Origin of the sequence: Bacillus sp. PS108 (assembly GCF_037963335.1) — a bacterium.
GTDB lineage: Bacteria > Bacillota > Bacilli > Bacillales > Bacillaceae > Bacillus > Bacillus subtilis.
Map to the genome: position 1 here is coordinate 1,548,759 of NZ_CP150155.1, position 19,659 is coordinate 1,568,417.

The 19,659-nt window shown below is 43.1% G+C and carries 18 protein-coding genes; 17 read left to right on the plus strand and 1 reads right to left on the minus strand.

Annotation, left to right across the window (positions count from 1 at the left end):
- Positions 1–36 precede the first annotated feature (36 nt).
- The gene (locus tag NSQ16_RS08145; RefSeq protein WP_014476736.1) at positions 37–519 is read right to left on the minus strand and encodes an N-acetyltransferase; all 483 of its coding nucleotides are present in this window, start codon (positions 517–519) and stop codon (positions 37–39) included.
- 159 nt (positions 520–678) lie between these two features.
- Between NSQ16_RS08145 and NSQ16_RS08150 the strand changes: the two genes are divergently transcribed.
- The 17 genes from NSQ16_RS08150 to NSQ16_RS08230 all read left to right on the plus strand — a co-directional run bounded on the left by NSQ16_RS08150 (position 679) and on the right by NSQ16_RS08230 (position 19,568).
- The gene (locus NSQ16_RS08150; RefSeq protein WP_230488522.1) at positions 679–1,575 is read left to right on the plus strand and encodes a 2-dehydropantoate 2-reductase; all 897 of its coding nucleotides are present in this window, start codon (positions 679–681) and stop codon (positions 1,573–1,575) included.
- Between the two features lie 70 nt (positions 1,576–1,645).
- Positions 1,646–3,265, plus strand: coding sequence for a bacillithiol biosynthesis cysteine-adding enzyme BshC (gene bshC, locus NSQ16_RS08155; RefSeq protein ID WP_230488521.1), 1,620 nt, complete (start codon positions 1,646–1,648; stop codon positions 3,263–3,265).
- Between the two features lie 125 nt (positions 3,266–3,390).
- Entirely contained in the window at positions 3,391–3,822 is a 432-nt protein-coding gene (gene mraZ / locus NSQ16_RS08160; protein ID WP_003221402.1) for a division/cell wall cluster transcriptional repressor MraZ, read from the plus strand.
- A gap of 69 nt (positions 3,823–3,891) precedes the next feature.
- Positions 3,892–4,827: a 16S rRNA (cytosine(1402)-N(4))-methyltransferase RsmH gene (gene rsmH / locus NSQ16_RS08165; protein ID WP_014479723.1), complete on the plus strand. Its 936-nt coding sequence runs from the start codon at positions 3,892–3,894 to the stop codon at positions 4,825–4,827.
- 39 nt (positions 4,828–4,866) lie between these two features.
- A complete protein-coding gene (gene ftsL, locus NSQ16_RS08170; protein WP_327836739.1) occupies positions 4,867–5,220 on the plus strand; it encodes a cell division protein FtsL in 354 nt (117 codons plus the stop codon).
- Positions 5,217–7,367: a penicillin-binding protein 2B gene (gene pbpB / locus NSQ16_RS08175; RefSeq protein ID WP_327836742.1), complete on the plus strand. Its 2,151-nt coding sequence runs from the start codon at positions 5,217–5,219 to the stop codon at positions 7,365–7,367. The genes ftsL and pbpB overlap by 4 nt, the downstream gene beginning before the upstream one ends.
- Before the next feature lie 116 nt (positions 7,368–7,483).
- Positions 7,484–9,424: a stage V sporulation protein D gene (locus NSQ16_RS08180; RefSeq protein WP_128441616.1), complete on the plus strand. Its 1,941-nt coding sequence runs from the start codon at positions 7,484–7,486 to the stop codon at positions 9,422–9,424.
- A 175-nt stretch (positions 9,425–9,599) separates the two neighbouring features.
- Positions 9,600–11,084, plus strand: coding sequence for a UDP-N-acetylmuramoyl-L-alanyl-D-glutamate--2,6-diaminopimelate ligase (locus tag NSQ16_RS08185; protein WP_003245326.1), 1,485 nt, complete (start codon positions 9,600–9,602; stop codon positions 11,082–11,084).
- Positions 11,085–11,195: 111 nt separating this feature from the next.
- Positions 11,196–12,170 carry a phospho-N-acetylmuramoyl-pentapeptide-transferase gene (gene mraY, locus NSQ16_RS08190; protein ID WP_003232192.1) on the plus strand — a complete coding sequence of 325 codons (975 nt, stop codon included), beginning with the start codon at positions 11,196–11,198 and terminating at the stop codon, positions 12,168–12,170.
- Positions 12,171–13,526 carry a UDP-N-acetylmuramoyl-L-alanine--D-glutamate ligase gene (gene murD, locus NSQ16_RS08195; protein ID WP_003232189.1) on the plus strand — a complete coding sequence of 452 codons (1,356 nt, stop codon included), beginning with the start codon at positions 12,171–12,173 and terminating at the stop codon, positions 13,524–13,526.
- Positions 13,527–13,586: 60 nt separating this feature from the next.
- Positions 13,587–14,687 (plus strand): stage V sporulation protein E, encoded by a 1,101-nt coding sequence (spoVE, locus tag NSQ16_RS08200; protein WP_003244810.1) that lies wholly within the window; start codon positions 13,587–13,589, stop codon positions 14,685–14,687.
- A 120-nt stretch (positions 14,688–14,807) separates the two neighbouring features.
- Complete coding sequence (gene murG / locus NSQ16_RS08205; RefSeq protein WP_014479726.1) at positions 14,808–15,899, plus strand: undecaprenyldiphospho-muramoylpentapeptide beta-N-acetylglucosaminyltransferase; 1,092 nt, start codon at positions 14,808–14,810, stop codon at positions 15,897–15,899.
- Between the two features lie 31 nt (positions 15,900–15,930).
- Entirely contained in the window at positions 15,931–16,842 is a 912-nt protein-coding gene (gene murB, locus NSQ16_RS08210) for a UDP-N-acetylmuramate dehydrogenase (RefSeq protein WP_088467651.1), read from the plus strand.
- A gap of 129 nt (positions 16,843–16,971) precedes the next feature.
- Positions 16,972–17,763 (plus strand): cell division protein DivIB, encoded by a 792-nt coding sequence (gene divIB / locus NSQ16_RS08215; RefSeq protein WP_003232178.1) that lies wholly within the window; start codon positions 16,972–16,974, stop codon positions 17,761–17,763.
- The gene (locus NSQ16_RS08220; protein ID WP_124059832.1) at positions 17,760–18,455 is read left to right on the plus strand and encodes a DUF881 domain-containing protein; all 696 of its coding nucleotides are present in this window, start codon (positions 17,760–17,762) and stop codon (positions 18,453–18,455) included. Before divIB ends, NSQ16_RS08220 begins: the two co-directional genes overlap by 4 nt.
- Before the next feature lie 22 nt (positions 18,456–18,477).
- Positions 18,478–19,185 carry a DUF881 domain-containing protein gene (locus NSQ16_RS08225; protein WP_009967184.1) on the plus strand — a complete coding sequence of 236 codons (708 nt, stop codon included), beginning with the start codon at positions 18,478–18,480 and terminating at the stop codon, positions 19,183–19,185.
- Between the two features lie 17 nt (positions 19,186–19,202).
- Positions 19,203–19,568 (plus strand): small basic family protein, encoded by a 366-nt coding sequence (locus NSQ16_RS08230; protein WP_003238683.1) that lies wholly within the window; start codon positions 19,203–19,205, stop codon positions 19,566–19,568.
- The last annotated feature ends 91 nt before the right edge of the window (positions 19,569–19,659 follow it).

The window sequence follows — 19,659 nt, forward strand, 5'->3', positions numbered from 1 at the left end:
GGCCCTATAGTAAGAATAGGCCGGTTGTTTTGATTTCTATGCAGACTCTCCCGGTGTCATTTCATGATCCATATCAGGATGCCAGATGAGCGGGTTTTCCCCTTTGTCCCGCGCCATATCATACTTAACAGTTTTAAAGTTCATTTTGTTCCAAAATTCCGCTGATTTCATTCTCGGATTTGTCCGGATCGGCATTTTGAATGATTTTGCAAATTCAACCAAGGCTCTCCCATATCCCCTGTTCTGGTAGCCCGGAAGAACCTCAAGCTTCCACAGCTCCAAATAATCCTGGCGGTTGTCAAAATAGGGATTCGATTTGCCGTTAACTTGATACAGACTCATTCGTGCTACAAGTTTATCGCCAAAATAAATCCCGTAAAAAGGCGAGGTGCTGTCATTTTCAATAATATTATCCTGAAGTTCTTCAAGCATTGAAAGCTCCTGAATGCCGTATTCTTTGAATTTCTTGAATTCTTCCAGCGTTTTATAGTTGATAAGCAGACGTTCTACCTTTGTCAAACAAATCTCCCCCTTTGTTGTTTCTACATATATTGTAAACGCTTTATTTAAAAAATCCAAATATTTAAACTTTAATTTTAAGCACATGGGATCTTTGAGAAGTAATTTCTTCTTACTTCTGCTATGATAATACGTAAATGCTAAATTGGGTGTGACATCATGAAAATTGGAATTATCGGCGGAGGCTCCGTCGGTCTTTTATGCGCCTATTATTTGTCACTTTATCACGACGTGACTGTTGTGACGAGGCGGCAAGAACAGGCTGCGGCCATTCAGTCTGAAGGAATCCGGCTTTATAAAGGCGGGGAGGAATTCAGGATTGATTGCAGTGCGGACACGAGTATCAATTCGGACTTTGACCTGCTTGTCGTGACAGTGAAGCAGCATCAGCTTCAATCTGTTTTTTCGTCGCTTGAACGAATCGGGAAGACGAATATATTATTTTTGCAAAACGGCATGGGGCATATCCACGACCTAAAAGACTGGCACGTTGGCCATTCCATTTATGTTGGAATCGTTGAGCACGGAGCTGTAAGAAAATCGGATACAGCTGTTGATCATACAGGCCTAGGTGCGATAAAATGGAGCGCGTTCGACGATGCTGAACCAGACCGGCTGAACATCATGTTTCAGCATAACCATTCGGATTTTCCGATTTATTATGAGACGGATTGGTACCGTCTGCTGACGGGCAAGCTGATTGTAAATGCGTGTATTAATCCTTTAACTGCGTTATTGCAGGTGAAAAATGGAGAACTGCTGACAACGCCAGCTTATCTGGCTTTTATGAAGCTGGTATTTCAGGAGGCATGCCGCATTTTAAAACTTGAAAATGAAGAAAAGGCTTGGGAGCAGGTTCAGGCCGTTTGTGGACAAACGAAAGAGAATCGTTCATCAATGCTGGTTGACGTCATTGGAGGCCGGCAGACGGAAGCTGACGCCATTATCGGATACTTATTGAAGGAAGCAAATCTTCAAGGTCTTGATGCCGTCCACCTAGAGTTTTTATATGGCAGCATCAAAGCATTGGAGCGAAATACAAACAAAGTCTTTTGAGCTTTTTTGGTAACATGCTATACTCATTTCGGATCACTAACTATTTATTGGAGAAAGGAAGTTCTAGAAGATGCAGCTAACTGAACTTTCCATCAAAAATCAGAATGTGTTTGTACAGCACTATATAGATGGCAAAGAAGAAATGTCTTCTTTTTTTGATTACAGTATTCATCATAAGGACATGTGGCGAGAAAGACTGGAAGACTTATCTTCCCGGTTTTTCGCAAGAGAGGAATTGGCGGCGTACTTAACCTCTTACCATAATAAATTCGGTTCAAGTGCGATGCAGTCTGCTATTGAGAAGCTGAAGGACCCGTCAAGTGCCGCTGTAGTCGGCGGACAGCAGGCAGGACTTTTAACAGGACCGCTTTACACCATACATAAAATCATTTCAATCATTGTTTTAGCAAAGCAACAAGAAAAGGAACTTCAAGTGCCTGTCATACCAATCTTCTGGGTGGCTGGAGAAGACCACGATTTGGATGAGATTAATTTTGTTCACACATCTGAAGAGAATGGGCCTGTGAAAAAAAAGCTGCCTCAGTCTTATTGGAAGAAATCATCAGCAGCGAGTACATCGCTTGATCAGGAAAAGTGTGCCGCGTGGATAGATGATGTTTTTGCCGCTTTTGAAGAAACAGACCATACGAATACACTTCTCGACAATGTGAAACGATGTTTAAGGGAATCTGTTACGTTTACTGACTTCTTTGAGCTGTTGATCGCGGATTTGTTCCAAGAAGAGGGCTTAGTTTTATTAAATTCTGGAGATCCGGGGATTAAAAAGCTGGAAACGGCCATGTTCCAAAAGATTCTTCGAGAAAATGATGAACTCGCCCGGGCTGTATCAGATCAGCAGGCCTTCATGCGTCAAGCAGGCTACAAACCGATTATCGAGTCCGGAAAAGAGCAGGCGAATCTGTTTTATGAATACGAAGATGAGCGTTTTTTAATTGAAAAAGATAACGGCCGATTTGTCATCAAAGAGCTTGATCTAGGATGGACGATGGATGAACTTCATACACATATGGAAGAACATCCAGAGCGTTTCAGCAACAATGTTGTAACGAGACCGTTAATGCAGGAATTTCTCATTCCGACTTTAGCATTTATTGCAGGGCCTGGGGAAATCAATTATTGGGGCGAGCTCAAACAGGCTTTTGCGGTGATGGGCTTTAAAATGCCTCCTGTCATGCCAAGGCTGAACATTACGATACTTGAGCGGCATATTGAGAAAAAACTGGTTGAACGGAATATCTCATTACAAGACGCGATTGAGCGCGGAACGGAGAATCAAAGAGAGGCATACTTCGAGCGCCAGATTCCGGAAGAGTTTACAGCGGTGATGGATCAGGCGAAAAGCCAAATTGAAGCGATTCACAAAACGGTTCGGCAGGAGGCGTTAAAGGTTGATCAAAGCTTGGAACCTTTACTCCTGAAAAATGCCGCTTTTATTCAGGATCAGCTTCAATTCTTAGAGCGCACGGTGACGAAGCGAATTGAAGAAAAAGAAGGCTACGTCTTGAAGGATTATGAAAGAATTCAAAATAGCATTAAGCCGCTTCTTGCGCCGCAAGAACGGATTTGGAATATCATGTATTATTTGAACAGGTACGGTCCAAAATTCTTCACGACATTCAAGAATCTGCCATTTTCTTTTCAAAATCAACATCAAGTTGTCAAACTTTGAAATAAAGTTTTAAAGAACCCTGAATAGTTCAGGGTTTTTTTTTATGGGTAAACAGTGTAAAATGAAGTTGTGGAGCGAAGTGGTGAATAGTGGTGAGTTAAGGAGAGAAAGTGGGGCAAGAGATCATGTTTATGGGTGAATATCAGCATACCATCGATGCGAAAGGCCGCATGATCGTACCCGCTAAATTCAGAGAAGGCCTAGGTGAGCAATTTGTGCTGACTAGAGGACTTGACCAATGTCTCTTCGGCTACCCTATGCACGAATGGAAACAAATTGAAGAAAAACTAAAAGCTCTTCCTCTCACAAAGAAAGATGCCCGCGCGTTTACCCGTTTCTTCTTTTCAGGGGCGACTGAATGCGAACTGGACAAGCAAGGCAGGGTAAATATCGCATCATCTCTATTGAATTACGCCAAACTGGAAAAAGAATGTGTTGTTATCGGGGTTTCTAATCGAATTGAATTGTGGAGTAAAGTAATTTGGGAACAATACACAGAAGAGCAAGAAGATTCATTTGCTGAAATTGCTGAAAACATGATTGGGTTTGATATATAATGATTCTTCGTGTATAACACTCTAAAAACAATTTCAATTCATCCTGATAAAAGGTGGGACCAACACAATATGTTTCAACACAAGACAGTACTTCTTCGTGAAACCGTAGACGGACTCAATATTAAACCAGACGGTACATATGTAGACTGCACACTCGGCGGAGCTGGGCATAGTACATACTTATTGCAGCAGTTATCCGAGAAGGGGCGTTTAATCGCTTTTGACCAAGATGATACGGCATTACAGCATGCTAAAGAAGTGTTGTCCGATTATAAAGGACAGCTCATTCTGATTAAAAGCAATTTCAGGTATTTAAAAGAATGTTTGAATGAACAAGGCATTACAGAAGTAGACGGCATTTTATTTGATTTAGGGGTGTCCTCTCCGCAGCTGGATACACCGGAGCGCGGATTCAGTTACCATCATGACGCACCGTTGGACATGAGGATGGACCAGTCGGCTACGCTTTCGGCGAAAGAAGTCGTTAATGAGTGGCGCTATGAGGATCTCGTCCGTATTTTCTTTAAATACGGAGAAGAGAAGTTTAGTAAACAGATCGCCAGAAAAATTGAGGAGGCAAGAATGAAGTCTCCTATTCAAACTACGGGCCAACTGGTCGATCTAATAAAAGACGCGATTCCCGCTCCAGCGAGAAGGAGCGGCGGACATCCCGCTAAACGCGTGTTTCAGGCAATCAGAATTGCCGTAAACGATGAACTTAGGGTGTTTGAAGAAGCTTTGGAGCAGGCAATTGAGGTTCTGAAGCCAGGGGGCAGGGTATCAGTCATTACCTTCCACTCGCTAGAAGACAGAATTTGCAAAACCACTTTTAAAGAAAAGTCGTCGCTTCCGGAACTTCCTCCGGGGCTTCCTGTTATACCGGAAGAGTTTGAACCGGAGCTGAAGCTCATCACACGAAAACCGATTACGGCATCTCAAGAAGAGCTTGAAGAGAACAACCGGGCTCGTTCTGCCAAGCTTCGGATTGCTGAAAAAAGAAAATAACGAAACGCGAACGCAAAATTAAAAGGAGGTCATCAGCCTATGAGCAATTTAGCTTACCAACCAGAGAAACAGCAGCGGCATGCGATCAGTCCTGAGAAAAAAGTGATTGTCAAGAAAAGGGCTTCCATTACTCTCGGAGAAAAAGTGCTTCTTGTCCTCTTTGCTGCGGCGGTGCTCAGCGTATCGCTTTTGATCGTATCGAAGGCGTATGCGGCATATCAAACCAATATTGAGGTTCAAAAGCTTGAGGAGCAAATTTCATCCGAAAATAAGCAAATTGGTGACCTCGAAAAAAGCGTTGCTGATTTAAGCAAACCGCAGCGCATTATGGACATTGCGAAAAAGAACGGCTTGGATTTAAAAGATAAAAAAGTGAAAAACATACAGGAATGATTCAAATGCCAAAAAAGAATAAATTTATGAATAGAGGAGCAGCGATTCTAAGTATTTGTTTCGCTCTCTTTTTCTTTGTCATCCTGGGGAGAATGGCATATATTCAAATAACCGGAAAAGCGAACGGCGAAGTGCTTGCGACAAAAGCGACAGAGCAGCATGAAAAGAAACGGACCATCGAAGCGAGCCGCGGCTCGATTTTAGACCGAAAAGGAAAAGTCATTGCAGAGGACACAGCGACGTATAAACTGATTGCGATTCTCGATAAAAAAATGACCACTGATGTCAAGCATCCTCAGCATGTTGTAAACAAAGAAAAAACGGCAGAAGCATTGTCTAAAGTGATAAACTTGGACAAGGCCGACATCCTTGATATCTTAAATAAAGATGCAAAACAAGTCGAGTTTGGATCAGCTGGCCGGGATATTACGTATTCACAAAAGCAAAAAATTGAAAAAATGAAACTCCCGGGCATTTCATTTTTGCGGGATACAAAACGCTACTATCCAAATGGTATTTTCGCATCCAATTTAATCGGCTATGCCGAGGTTGATGAAGAAACAAATGAAATTTCCGGCGCGATGGGATTAGAAAAAGTGCTGGATAAGTATTTGAAGGAGCGCGACGGATATGTGACATATGAAAGCGACAAATCCGGCTGGGAGCTCCCGAACAGCAAAAATAAAATTACAGCGCCGAAAAATGGTGACAATGTATATTTAACCATTGACCAGAAAATTCAAACCTTTTTAGAAGACAGCATGACAAAAGTAGCGCAAAAGTATAATCCGAAAAAAATCATGGCCGCAGTTGTCGATCCGAAAACGGGCAAAGTCCTTGCTATGGGACAGCGCCCAAGCTTTGATCCGAACAAGCGTGATGTGACAAACTACTATAATGATTTGATTTCATATGCGTATGAACCCGGATCCACGATGAAGATCTTTACACTCGCTGCTGCGATGCAGGAAAACGTGTTTAATGCGAACGAACAATATAAGTCAGGGACCTATAAAGTTGGTGGCGGAAAAGTATATGACCATAACAGAGGTGTAGGTTGGGGCCCTATATCTTTCAAAGACGGAGTACTTAGATCCTCTAACGTAGCTTTTGCCAAATTAGCCAATGAAAAGTTGGGGTTTGATCGTTATAATGAATATTTGCATAAATTTGGTTTTTATCAAAAGACAGGAATCGATCTGCCGGGAGAAGCATCAAGTAAAATGAACTTTAAGTATGATTACGATAAGGCTTCAACTGCATACGGTCAAGCATCTGCAGTCACCCCGATCCAGCAGCTAGAAGCTGCGACTGCTGTCGCAAATGATGGCAAAATGATGAAGCCTTATGTCATTGATCATATTGTTGATCCTGATACGAAGAAAACTGTTTATCAAAATAAACCGGAATCTGCAGGGACACCGATCTCTGCCAGTACAGCTAAAAACGTGCGTAATATCCTAGGAGATGTCGTTTCATCAGACATTGGAACCGGACGCCCTTATAAAATTGAGGGATTTGACGTGGCTGGGAAAACAGGTACAGCACAAATTGCAGGAACAAATGGTTATTTAAAGGGACGGGATAACTATATTTTTTCATTTATGGGAATGGCTCCTAAAGATAATCCGGAGCTGTTGATCTATGTTGCGGTACAACAACCGCAATTAGAGGACGATGAAACCGGTTCAGATCCAGTATCTGAAATCTTCAACCCAACAATGAAAAACAGCCTGCACTACCTGAACATTGAACCAACTGAAAAATCTGACTCAGATAAGGAAGAAACAAAAGCGCAGACAATGCCTGATTTAACAGATCAAACGGTAGCTGCTGCTCAAAAGAAAGCAAAAGAGGAGAATCTCACACCAATTGTCATCGGCAGTGATGTCGCTGTAAAAGAACAGTATCCGAAAGCGGATGAGGAAGTTCTCACCAATCAAAAGGTCTTCCTGAAAACGGGCGGCAAAATCAAAATGCCTGATATGACAGGCTGGTCGAGAAGAGAGGTTCTGCAGTACGGCGAGCTCGCGGGAATTCATATTGAAGTAAGCGGACAAGGCTACGCTGTCAGCCAAAGTGTTAAGAAAGACAAAGAAATCAAAGACAAAACCGTAATCAAGGTTAAGTTTAAAAATCCTGATTAAAAAGAAAGCCTGCGTTATGCAGGCTTTCTTTTTTTATGCCTTCAGAGGAGCATCGTTCTACCTGTCCAATTTCAGGCATAAAATGAAACAAGCCTAAATAAGGAGTGAACGGTCTCTTGCGCGTCTCGAATGTAACGGTTAGAAAACGTTTATTATTTGTTTTGCTTTTTGGCGTGATCGTGTTTCTGATCATTGATACAAGGCTGGGGTATGTTCAGTTTGTGATGGGCGAAAAACTGACTTCGCTGGCGAAAGATTCCTGGAGCCGTAACTTGCCGTTTGAGCCGGAGAGAGGCGAGATTCTGGATCGGAACGGTGTGAAGCTGGCAACAAATAAAAGTGCGCCGACCGTATTCGTCGTGCCGCGCCAAGTTCAGAATCCAATGAAAACGAGCAAGCAGCTTGCGGCGGTGCTCAATATGTCAGAAGAAAAAGTATATAAACATGTGACAAAAAAAGCGTCAATCGAAAAGATCACTCCTGAAGGGAGAAAAATTTCAAATGAGAAGGCGAAGGAAATCAAAGCGCTTGATTTAAAAGGTGTGTATGTTGCGGAGGACAGTATCCGTCATTACCCGTTCGGCAGCTTTTTATCTCATGTGCTTGGATTTGCAGGAATTGACAACCAAGGACTCCTTGGATTGGAAGCCTATTACGACGATGATTTAAAAGGGGAAAAAGGTTCTGTTAAGTTTTATACAGATGCCAAGGGGAAGAAGATGCCTGATGAAACGGATGACTATACGCCGCCTAAGGATGGGCTTGATATGAAGCTGACGGTTGATTCAAAGGTCCAGACGATAATGGAAAGAGAGCTTGATAACGCTGAGGCTAAATATCATCCGGACGGCATGATTGCCGTAGCCATGAATCCGAAAAACGGAGAAATTTTGGGGATGTCTAGCAGGCCTGACTTCGACCCTGCTGATTACCAATCTGTTGATCCGTCCGTCTACAATCGAAATCTGCCAGTATGGAGCACGTATGAACCGGGATCTACCTTTAAAATTATTACACTTGCAGCAGCCCTTGAAGAGCAAAAAGTAAATTTGAAACGGGATCAATTTTATGATAAAGGGCATGCGGAAGTGGACGGAGCGAGACTGCGGTGCTGGAAAAGAGGCGGGCACGGGCTGCAGACGTATCTGGAAGTTGTGCAGAACTCCTGCAACCCGGGGTTTGTTGAATTAGGCGAGCGCTTAGGAAAGGAAAAGCTTTTCAAATACATCAAAGACTTTGGTTTTGGACAAAAAACGGGGATTGATCTCCAAGGCGAGGGAACAGGCATCTTATTCCCGCTTGAGAGAGTGGGCCCGGTGGAGCAAGCAACTACGGCTTTCGGACAGGGAGTATCCGTCACGCCGATTCAGCAGGTTGCAGCAGTATCCGCCGCTGTAAACGGAGGAACGCTCTACACACCTTATATTGCAAAGGAATGGATCGATCCTGTTACGAAGAAAACGGTCAAAAAACAATCACCAATCGCAAAGAAACAAGTCATTTCTGAGGAAACATCCAAACAAATCCGCTATGCTCTAGAAAGCGTCGTCGCAGAAGGAACCGGCCGCAATGCATTTGTAGAAGGATATCGTGTCGGAGGAAAAACGGGAACTGCACAAAAGGTTAAAGATGGAAAATATCTTGAAAACAACCATATTGTATCATTTATCGGTTTCGCGCCAGCTGATGATCCGAGTCTAGTCGTCTACGTTGCGGTGGATAACCCGAAAGGCACGATTCAGTTTGGCGGAACGGTGGCAGCGCCTATTGTCGGAAATATTATGAGAGACAGTCTGCCGGAACTTGGTGTGAAGCCCCGGAAAAATCAAATCGAGAAAAAATACCAATGGAACGACACAAAAACAATAGAAGTTCCGAATGTTGTAGGGATGTCTGTCTCAGATCTTGAGTCACTATTGGTGAATCTCAATGTGGATGCTTCCGGGAAAGGGAGCAAAATCGTTAAACAATCGCCAGCTGCCGGAACGAAAGTAAAAGAAGGCTCAAAGATACGCGTGTATTTGACTGAAGAAGATGAAAAGGAGGCAGCCGATTGATTCGGGCTGCCTATTCTTTTATTGCAGAAAAAATGCTGATATCTTTCAAGATTAGCTGGATGTATCCTTTTATTTACGCTAAAATATGAACTGTATGCTTAAAATCATTACCACATCATTTGATGTGACTTCAATGATAAAAAGAACGAATTAGAATGTTGAGAGGTTTGATACGATGAAACTTACAAAGCTGCTTACATACTTAACAACCGAACCTTCTGTAAACGACTCACAAGACCCTGAAATAACTTCAATTGAGATGGACTCCAGGGAAGTAAAGAAAGGGAGTCTTTTTGTATGTGTAAAAGGGTATACGGTGGATGGCCACGATTTTGCGCAAAAAGCAGTAGAAAACGGTGCAGCGGCTATTGTGGCAGAAAGAGAGGTCGATGTGAATGTTCCTGTTATTATTGTCCGGCAGTCACTTCGCGCGCTCAGCGTTTTGTCTGATGCGTTTTACGGACAGCCGACGAAGAAGCTTCAGCTGATTGGGATAACAGGGACAAACGGCAAAACATCAACGACCCACATGGTCGATGAGATTCTGAAAAAAGCGGGAAAACGCACAGGCTTGATCGGTACAATGTACATGAAAATCGGAGACGAAACACTTCCTGTTAAAAACACGACTCCGGAAAGCGTCACGCTGCAGAAAACGTTTAAGAAAATGAATGACAAGCATGTTGACACTGCAATCATGGAGGTTTCTTCCCACGCTTTGTCTTTAGGACGCGTCCATGGCTGTGATTATGATATTGCCGTGTTTACGAATTTAACACAGGACCATCTGGACTATCATAAAACGATGGATGAGTACCGGCATGCAAAAAGCTTGCTCTTTTCCCAACTTGGCGGGGCTTTCAACCATGAACATCCAAAGCGTGCCGTCCTGAATGCTGACGATGAGGCGAGCGCTTATTTTGAAAAGGTAACAGCTGCGCATATCTCTACATACGGAATTAAAAACGATGCTGATGTGATGGCGAAGAACATCAGTATCACTGCACAGGGCACAAGCTTTGATCTCGTGACAAACAAAGGCACGAAGCACATCACGATGTCTCTCGTCGGACAATTTAATGTGTATAACGTGCTGGCCGCTGTTGCGACATGTATTGCAGCAGGCATACCGTTTGAAATCATCACTGAAGCTGTTGAAGAATTGCATGGTGTAAGAGGCCGTTTTGAATTGGTCAATCAGCAGCAGGAGTTTCCTGTCATTGTAGACTACGCGCACACACCGGACAGCCTTGAAAATGTGCTGGAGACATGCAGAGACATGACGGAAGGAAAGCTATTTGTCGTTGTCGGCTGCGGAGGAGACAGAGATAAGACGAAGCGCCCGAAAATGGCTAAAATTGCTGTGGAGCTGGCTGACGAGCCGATTTTCACGTCAGATAACCCGAGAAGCGAAGATCCTCGCGCGATTTTAAGAGATATGGAAGCCGGAGTAGAGAACGCATACTATCACAGTATTGCAAACCGCGAGCAGGCGATCTTTTTCGCAATTGCCAATGCCAAAAAAGGCGACGTTGTCCTCATTGCCGGAAAAGGACATGAAACCTATCAGCAGATCGGAAATGAAACTTTCGATTTTGATGATGCTGAAGTAGCGGCGAGAGCCATTGTTGAACTCAATAAGAATAAGACGAATTCATAGGAAAGAGATGTTACTGAATAATGGAGCTTGAAAAGATTTTTCATATGGAAAAAAATCATGAATATGATAACTACGTATGTCGTTTGAAAGAAACAGGAGGAGAAAAGGACAATGCTTGAGCAAGTCATTCTGTTTACAATTTTAATGGGGTTTTTAATTAGTGTTCTGCTCTCTCCGATTCTTATTCCGTTTTTAAGAAGATTAAAATTCGGCCAGAGTATTAGAGAAGAAGGACCGAAATCACATCAGAAAAAATCAGGGACACCGACAATGGGCGGGGTCATGATCATACTTTCTATCATAGTGACAACAATTGTTATGACACAGAAGTTTTCAGAAATAAGCCCCGAAATGGTGCTGCTTCTGTTTGTTACGCTAGGCTACGGTTTACTTGGCTTTTTAGATGATTACATCAAGGTTGTCATGAAGCGCAATCTTGGATTGACATCAAAGCAAAAGCTGATCGGACAAATTATTATTGCAGTTGTATTTTACGCCGTGTATCATTACTACAATTTTGCGACGGATATTCGCATTCCTGGAACTGACTTATCATTTGATCTAGGCTGGGCTTACTTTATCCTTGTGCTCTTTATGCTTGTCGGCGGATCAAACGCAGTTAACCTGACTGACGGCCTTGACGGGTTATTATCCGGTACTGCGGCGATTGCCTTTGGCGCCTTTGCCATTCTGGCATGGAATCAGTCTCAATATGACGTAGCGATTTTCTCAGTTGCCGTTGTCGGTGCAGTTCTGGGCTTCCTTGTATTTAATGCTCATCCGGCCAAAGTTTTTATGGGAGATACGGGATCGCTTGCATTGGGAGGAGCAATCGTTACCATTGCCATTTTAACGAAATTAGAGATCCTGCTGGTTATCATCGGCGGTGTATTCGTTATCGAGACATTATCTGTTATTTTGCAGGTCATCAGCTTTAAAACGACAGGTAAACGAATCTTTAAAATGAGTCCGCTTCATCACCATTATGAGCTTGTCGGCTGGTCTGAATGGAGAGTAGTCGTGACGTTTTGGGCTGCGGGACTTTTGCTTGCCGTTTTAGGAATTTACATCGAGGTGTGGTTATAAGTGGAAAATGATCAATTTTTACAGAAACAGCATTTTTTAATCCTTGGGCTTGCGAAAAGCGGATATGCGGCAGCCTCCATTCTTCATGAAAAAGGCATTTATGTTGCAGTCAATGACCAAAAGCCTTTTGAAGAAAATGAACCGGCACAAAAGCTTTCTGAAAAAGGAATCGAAGTTGTTTGCGGAGAGCATCCAGTTTCTCTGTTCGATCAGCATCAAATCACGATTCTGATCAAAAACCCGGGAATTCCTTATGAAAATATTATGGTTCAGGAAGCGGAGAAAAGAGGCATTCCGGTTTGGACGGAAATTGAGCTCGCTTACTACCTGACCAGCGCCAAGTTTATCGGGATTACCGGATCGAACGGTAAAACGACCACGACAACGCTAATTTACGAAATGCTCAAAGCTGACTCGCAAAAAGCACTGATTGCCGGAAACATCGGCACAGTCGCAAGTGAGGTTGCCTATCATGCTGATGGAGATGAATGGATCGTTACTGAACTGTCTTCGTTTCAGCTGATGGGAACACACGCTTTCAGACCGGAAATCAGCCTGATTTTAAATGTATTTGACGCCCATCTGGATTATCACCATACGCGCGAAAACTATGAAAAAGCGAAACAGAAAGTATACCTTCATCAGACTGCTTCAGATAAAGCCATTGTCAACCAGGATGATGAAACCGTCGTGCGTCTTGCTGAAGCCGGAAAAGCCGAAATCGTCCCATTTTCAGTCAGCAAAACGCTTGAACAGGGCGCATATGTAAAAGACAGTATGATTATGTTTAACGGCGAAGCCATTCTTCCTCTGGAAGAGGTTGTGCTGCCCGGTGCTCATAACCTGGAGAACATTTTAGCAGCTATTGCAGTTGTGAAAACGGCAGGAGCATCCAATGAGGCGGTTAAAAAGGTGCTGACAAGCTTTACTGGTGTGAAGCACCGCCTCCAATATGTCACAACTGTGAATGGCCGCAAATTTTATAACGACAGTAAAGCAACAAACATTCTGGCGACAAGCAAGGCGCTTTCAGCTTTTGATAAGCCGGTCATTCTGCTTGCGGGCGGACTGGATCGCGGAAATGGTTTTGATGACTTGAAACCTTATATGAAGCATGTCAAAGCAGTGCTTACATTTGGCCAGACGGCGCCAAAACTCGAGAAACTCGGCAATGAACTGGGAATACAACATGTCAAACGTGTCGATAATGTTGAACAAGCAGTATCTGCGGCGTTTGCGCTCTCAAATGAAGGAGATGTCATCCTGCTGTCACCCGCGTGTGCGAGCTGGGATCAATTCAAAACATTTGAAGAACGCGGTGACATGTTTATAGATGCCGTGCATATGCTTAAGTAAGGGCTTGTCTTGAAGTAAATCGGCAGCCCTAATGACTTTAAGCTTGGGGTGTCGATTGCTTTGACTACTAAAAAAACATCGCCTGATTTGTTATTGGTCATCATTACGTTATTATTATTAACAATCGGATTAATTATGGTGTACAGTGCGAGTGCGGTATGGGCGGATTATAAATTTGACGACTCATTCTTTTTCGCGAAACGGCAGCTTTTGTTTGCGGGAATCGGCGTCATTGCTATGTTTTTTATCATGAATGTTGATTATTGGACTTGGAGGACATGGTCCAAATTGCTGATGGTTATCTGCTTTTTCCTTCTGGTGCTTGTTTTGATACCGGGCGTCGGAATGGTGCGGAACGGTTCAAGAAGCTGGATCGGAGTCGGAGCATTCAGCATACAGCCTTCAGAGTTTATGAAGCTTGCGATGATTGCATTCCTTGCTAAATTTCTCTCTGAAAAACAAAAAAACATCACATCGTTCAGACGGGGGTTCGTCCCTGCACTTGGCATCGTGTTTTCAGCATTTTTGATTATCATGTGCCAGCCTGACCTCGGAACGGGGACAGTAATGGTCGGAACTTGTATTGTCATGATTTTTGTAGCCGGCGCGCGGATCGCCCATTTCGTCTTTCTCGGACTGATCGGCCTCAGCGGATTTGTCGGGCTCGTACTATCAGCTCCATATCGGATTAAGCGGATTACCTCATACTTAAATCCATGGGAAGACCCGCTCGGAAGCGGATTTCAGATCATTCAATCGCTTTATGCAGTGGGGCCCGGCGGGTTGTTCGGAATGGGGCTCGGACAAAGCAGACAGAAGTTCTTTTATCTGCCTGAGCCGCAAACAGACTTTATTTTCGCCATCTTGTCAGAGGAGCTGGGCTTTATCGGGGGAACACTTATTTTGCTCCTCTTCAGCGTCCTGCTGTGGAGAGGAATCAGAATTGCGCTTGGTGCCCCTGATCTGTACGGAAGCTTTGTCGCAGTCGGCATTATTTCAATGATTGCCATTCAAGTCATGATAAATATCGGCGTAGTCACGGGCCTGATTCCTGTAACAGGCATCACGCTCCCGTTTCTGAGCTACGGAGGCTCTTCATTGACTCTAATGCTGATGGCAGTTGGTGTGCTGCTGAATGTAAGCCGCTACTCGAGGTATTAACGAATGTATGTCCAAGCTTCCTGTCTAACATGAAGCTTGGAAACAATTGATGCGATAACCCTGTCCAACAAAACAGGGTTATCGTTATGTTATAGAGAAACTTAGACTGGGGGAAAAGAAATGCGAATTGCAATAAGCGGAGGCGGTACAGGGGGACATATTTATCCTGCGCTTGCTTTTATTAAAGAAGTGCAAAGACGTCATCCTAATGTGGAATTTTTATATATCGGAACAGAAAACGGGCTGGAGAAAAAAATTGTTGAGCGGGAGAATATACCGTTTCGTTCAATCGAAATTACAGGATTTAAAAGAAAATTGTCATTTGAAAATGTCAAGACTGTGATGCGTTTTCTGAAGGGCGTCAAAAAGAGTAAATCGTATTTAGCGGAATTTAAGCCCGATGCCGTAATTGGAACGGGCGGTTATGTATGCGGGCCGGTTGTTTATGCCGCTGCGAAAATGGGAATTCCGACTATTGTCCATGAACAAAACAGCCTGCCGGGCATCACGAATAAGTTTCTTTCAAAATATGTTAATAAAGTAGCGATTTGTTTTGAAGAAGCGAAATCACATTTTCCTAGCGAGAAAGTTGTATTTACGGGAAACCCGAGAGCCTCTGAAGTCGTCTCAATAAAGACGGGACGATCAATGGCTGAATTTGGGCTTTCTGAAGAGAAAAAAACGGTCTTAATTTTCGGCGGAAGCCGAGGCGCTGCACCGATTAACCGCGCTGTCATTGACATGCAGGATGCGCTGAAAACAAGAGACTATCAAGTGCTGTATATCACCGGTGAAGTTCACTATGAAAAAGTAATGAATGAGCTGAAAAGCAAAGGTGCCGCTGATAATATGGTCACAAAGCCGTTTCTTCATCAAATGCCTGAGTATTTAAAGGCCATTGATGTCATTGTGGCCAGAGCCGGTGCGACAACGATTGCCGAAATTACTGCTCTCGGAATCCCAAGTGTTCTGATCCCGAGTCCATATGTGACAGCGAATCACCAGGAGGTCAATGCGAGATCTCTCGGCCAGCATGATGCGGCGATTGTACTGAAAGAAACAGAGCTCAGCGGGGAGAAGCTGATTGAAGCGCTAGACCGGATTGTACTGAATGAGCAAACGTTAAAGGAAATGAGCGAACGAACAAAGTCACTTGGTGTTCCTGACGCGGCTGCCCGTTTATACAGCGTACTCGAGGAATTAAAAAAATAGTAGAAAAGCAAATGGAATGCGGAGGTTTACGATGGAGAAAGTGATACAGGAATTAAAAGAACGCGAAGTCGGCAAGGTTCTTGCAAATGAACCGCTCGCGAATCATACAACGATGAAAATCGGCGGACCTGCGGATGTATTGGTCATTCCAAGCAGTGTAGATGCTGTTAAAGACATCATGGACGTGATTAAAAAATTTGATGTGAAGTGGACAGTCATCGGCCGCGGATCAAATCTTCTTGTTTTAGATGAAGGAATTAGAGGCGTAGTAATCAAGCTGGGTGCGGGTCTTGACCACTTGGAGCTTGAAGGGGAGCAAGTAACAGTCGGAGGCGGTTATTCAGTGGTCCGCCTTGCTACATCATTGAGCAAAAAAGGCCTGTCCGGTTTGGAATTTGCTGCCGGCATTCCAGGATCAGTCGGCGGAGCAGTTTATATGAATGCCGGCGCTCACGGTTCTGATATGAGCGAGATCCTCGTCAAAGCGCATATTTTATTTGAAGACGGAACGATTGAGTGGCTGACAAATGAGCAGATGGATTTCAGCTACAGGACATCTGTACTGCAAAAGAAACGCCCGGGCGTTTGCCTTGAAGCTGTGTTGCAGCTGGAGCAGAAGGATAAGGAATCAATCGTTCAGCAAATGCAAAGCAATAAAGACTATAGAAAAAATACACAGCCGTATTCAAGCCCTTGTGCGGGAAGCATATTCAGAAATCCGCTTCCGAATCATGCCGGGAACCTTGTAGAAAAAGCAGGCTTGAAAGGATATCAAATCGGCGGTGCAAAGATATCGGAGATGCACGGAAACTTCATCGTCAATGCGGGAGGAGCATCAGCAAAAGATGTGCTTGATCTCATTGACCATGTGAAAAAGACAATCCGTGAAAAATACGAGATTGATATGCACACAGAGGTTGAAATCATCGGCGGAAATCGCTGATTCAAGTTCTGACTGAAGCTGTTCATATGATATACTGTAAGCAAACGACAAACGGCATCATAGTATGCCGTTTGTTTTGGAATAGACAGACTTTTAACAGCTGTTTCATTTGAATGAGGTGAACAGGCAATGAACCCGGGTCAAGACCGAGAAAAAATCGTTAACATTGAAGAGCGGATCCCTAAAATTAAAGAGCAGAGGAAACAAAAGGCAAACCGCCGTCTCATTTCATTTATTATGCTCTTTTTTATTATGGTGCTGATCATTGTGTACCTGCAAACACCAATCAGTAAAGTATCAACAATCTCTGTTACAGGGAATGAAAATGTATCAAAAAAGGAAATTATCGACCTTTCCGATATTAACAGCGGAGATACTGAGTTTTGGAGTTTGGACAAGCAAAAAACAGAAAAGAAGATTCAGCAAAATAAATTAGTGAAAAAAGCGGAGATCAGCAAATCGCTTCCTAATAAAATCAACATTGCAATCGAAGAATATAAAGCGATTGCTTATTTAGAAAAAGACGATGTGTACTATGAAGTGCTTGAAAACGGCTCAGTTCTGCCAAACGAAGTAACGCCAGATGATGCCGGACCGATTTTAGTGAATTGGACAAACGCGAAGAAGCGGTCTCAAATGGCCAAGCAGCTCGATGCGTTGTCAAATTCGTTAAAACAGTCGATTTCAGAAATTTATTATACGCCTGTAAAAATGGATGAAAACCGTATTAAGTTGTACATGAACGACGGTTATGTTGTCACTGCATCTATTAAAACGTTTGCAGACCGAATGAAGACGTATCCTTCTATCATCTCACAGCTAAGCAGCAATAAAAAAGGAATCATTCATTTAGAAGTTGCCACCTATTTTGAAGAGTTTGGAAAAAACGATAAAGCTGCTAAAAAGGAAGATGAAAATTGAGGGGCAAATCAGCAGTCCTTCTTTCCTTGATTATGCTTATCGCAGGCTTTTTGATTTCATTTTCTTTTCAAATGACAAAAGAAAACAACAAAAGCGCGGCTGAGACGGAAGAGTGGAAAAAAGAATATGCGCTGAGAGATGAACTTCTGAAACAAGAGAAAGAAAATAAGAAGCTTGAAAAAGAATTATATCAAAAGCAAAACAAAGTCCGCCAGGCGGAAAATAAGCTGAAGAATGAGAAGACGGAATACTATAATGTCCTCGAAGATACAGAAAAATACAGGATGTATATTGGGGAAGTCGGTGTGCAGGGAGAAGGCGTTGAGGTGACATTGGAAGATGCGTCATACATACCGGAAGGGGAGAATGTGAATAGTTACATCGTTCACGAAAGCCATATCTTCCAAGTAGTAAACGAACTGTATATCTCAGGAGCGGCGGCTGTCGCCGTTAATGGCCAGCGTTTGACGCATGATTCGTATATCAAATGCAATGGTCCTGTGGTAACGGTAGACGGGGTGCAGCATCCCGCTCCGTTTACGGTATCCGCTATTGGAGATCCAGATGTCCTGCTGCCCTCGTTAAATATCGCAGGAGGCCTGATTGATCAGCTGTCAATGGATCATATTTCTGTTTCGGCAGAAAAAGAGAAAAATGTACAAATGAAACCGATTCTGAAAACGAAGGAATGACTGAAAAAGCGGGTGAAACAGATTGAAAATAAAGCGTTCCTTCATAAGCATCAGTGTGCTTATGGTCATCTTCGGCCTGATGATATCTGTTCAGTTTAATTCGTTAAAGCACCCCAAAGTCCGGGATACAAGAGATATGTGGGATATTAGGGAAGAGCTGACATCAGAGCAGAAGAAGCAGGAAAAGCTGCTGGCTGAAATAAACAAATATGACAAACTGCTGAATAGCTATTCGCAAACGAAAGAAATGACAAAAGAAACCGCGCTAAATAATACCTTGCAATCCTTAAAAAAAACAGCCGGCATGACCGATATAACAGGTAGCGGAATTGTCATTACGATTTCCCCGCTTTTTTCTGAAAGCTTAACAGGAGAGCCGATCGAAAATCCGCCTCCGGATTTGCTGAAAAAGCTGATTAATGAACTCAACTCCTACGGTGCAGAGCATATCTCAATTAACGAGCGAAGAGTTGTGAATCATACAGTCATCAGAGATATAAACGGCACTACAAAAATAGACGGATACGCCCTTGACGATTATCCTTTAACAGTAAAAGTGCTTGCCAAAGATCCGGACATGTTACACAGCAGAGTGAAGGGGTCAGGCCTTGAGGATCTTTTTGCATCTGAAAATTTAGCATTAAAAGCCGGTAAATCTGAAAGCAAACTAACATTAAAAGCATATGACAGACCACTGGACGTACAACAGCTGAAACTGCTTAAAGACTGAAAAGGAGGAGAATTGTCATGTGGCTGCCCGTGTTGGGACTGGTGCTCGGAATAGCGATTGGACTAATGACAAACTTAACGATACCGAGTGAATACTCAAACTATTTATCGCTTGCGGTGCTTGCCGCACTTGATACATTAATCGGTGGAATCAGGGCGCATTTACAAGGTACATATGATGAAATGGTATTTGTTTCCGGTTTCTTTTTTAATATTATATTGGCAATAAGTTTAGCTTTTCTGGGAGTCCATCTTGGTGTAGACTTGTATTTAGCAGGTATATTCGCATTTGGAGTCAGATTATTTCAGAATATAGCCGTTATCAGAAGAAATCTACTAACAAAGTGGACTCTTTCTAAAAAAAATAAAAAAAATGTGATATAAAAGAGGATATACATAGGATATAACGAATATTTTCAATAAACATAAAATGTGAAAACCACATAAAAATATTCTGTTGTTATTTTTTGTTACA

Excerpts from the sequence above, each read along its gene's own strand:
- divIB (WP_003232178.1), top strand. The coding sequence starts at position 16,972 with ATGAACCCGGGTCAAGACCGAGAAAAAATCGTTAACATTGAAGAGCGG.
- mraY (WP_003232192.1), top strand. The coding sequence starts at position 11,196 with ATGCTTGAGCAAGTCATTCTGTTTACAATTTTAATGGGGTTTTTAATT.
- mraZ (WP_003221402.1), top strand. The coding sequence starts at position 3,391 with ATGTTTATGGGTGAATATCAGCATACCATCGATGCGAAAGGCCGCATG.
- NSQ16_RS08150 (WP_230488522.1), top strand. The coding sequence starts at position 679 with ATGAAAATTGGAATTATCGGCGGAGGCTCCGTCGGTCTTTTATGCGCC.
- pbpB (WP_327836742.1), top strand. The coding sequence starts at position 5,217 with ATGATTCAAATGCCAAAAAAGAATAAATTTATGAATAGAGGAGCAGCG.
- NSQ16_RS08185 (WP_003245326.1), top strand. The coding sequence starts at position 9,600 with ATGAAACTTACAAAGCTGCTTACATACTTAACAACCGAACCTTCTGTA.
- NSQ16_RS08230 (WP_003238683.1), top strand. The coding sequence starts at position 19,203 with ATGTGGCTGCCCGTGTTGGGACTGGTGCTCGGAATAGCGATTGGACTA.
- bshC (WP_230488521.1), top strand. The coding sequence starts at position 1,646 with ATGCAGCTAACTGAACTTTCCATCAAAAATCAGAATGTGTTTGTACAG.
- murB (WP_088467651.1), top strand. The coding sequence starts at position 15,931 with ATGGAGAAAGTGATACAGGAATTAAAAGAACGCGAAGTCGGCAAGGTT.
- ftsL (WP_327836739.1), top strand. The coding sequence starts at position 4,867 with ATGAGCAATTTAGCTTACCAACCAGAGAAACAGCAGCGGCATGCGATC.
- murG (WP_014479726.1), top strand. The coding sequence starts at position 14,808 with ATGCGAATTGCAATAAGCGGAGGCGGTACAGGGGGACATATTTATCCT.
- rsmH (WP_014479723.1), top strand. The coding sequence starts at position 3,892 with ATGTTTCAACACAAGACAGTACTTCTTCGTGAAACCGTAGACGGACTC.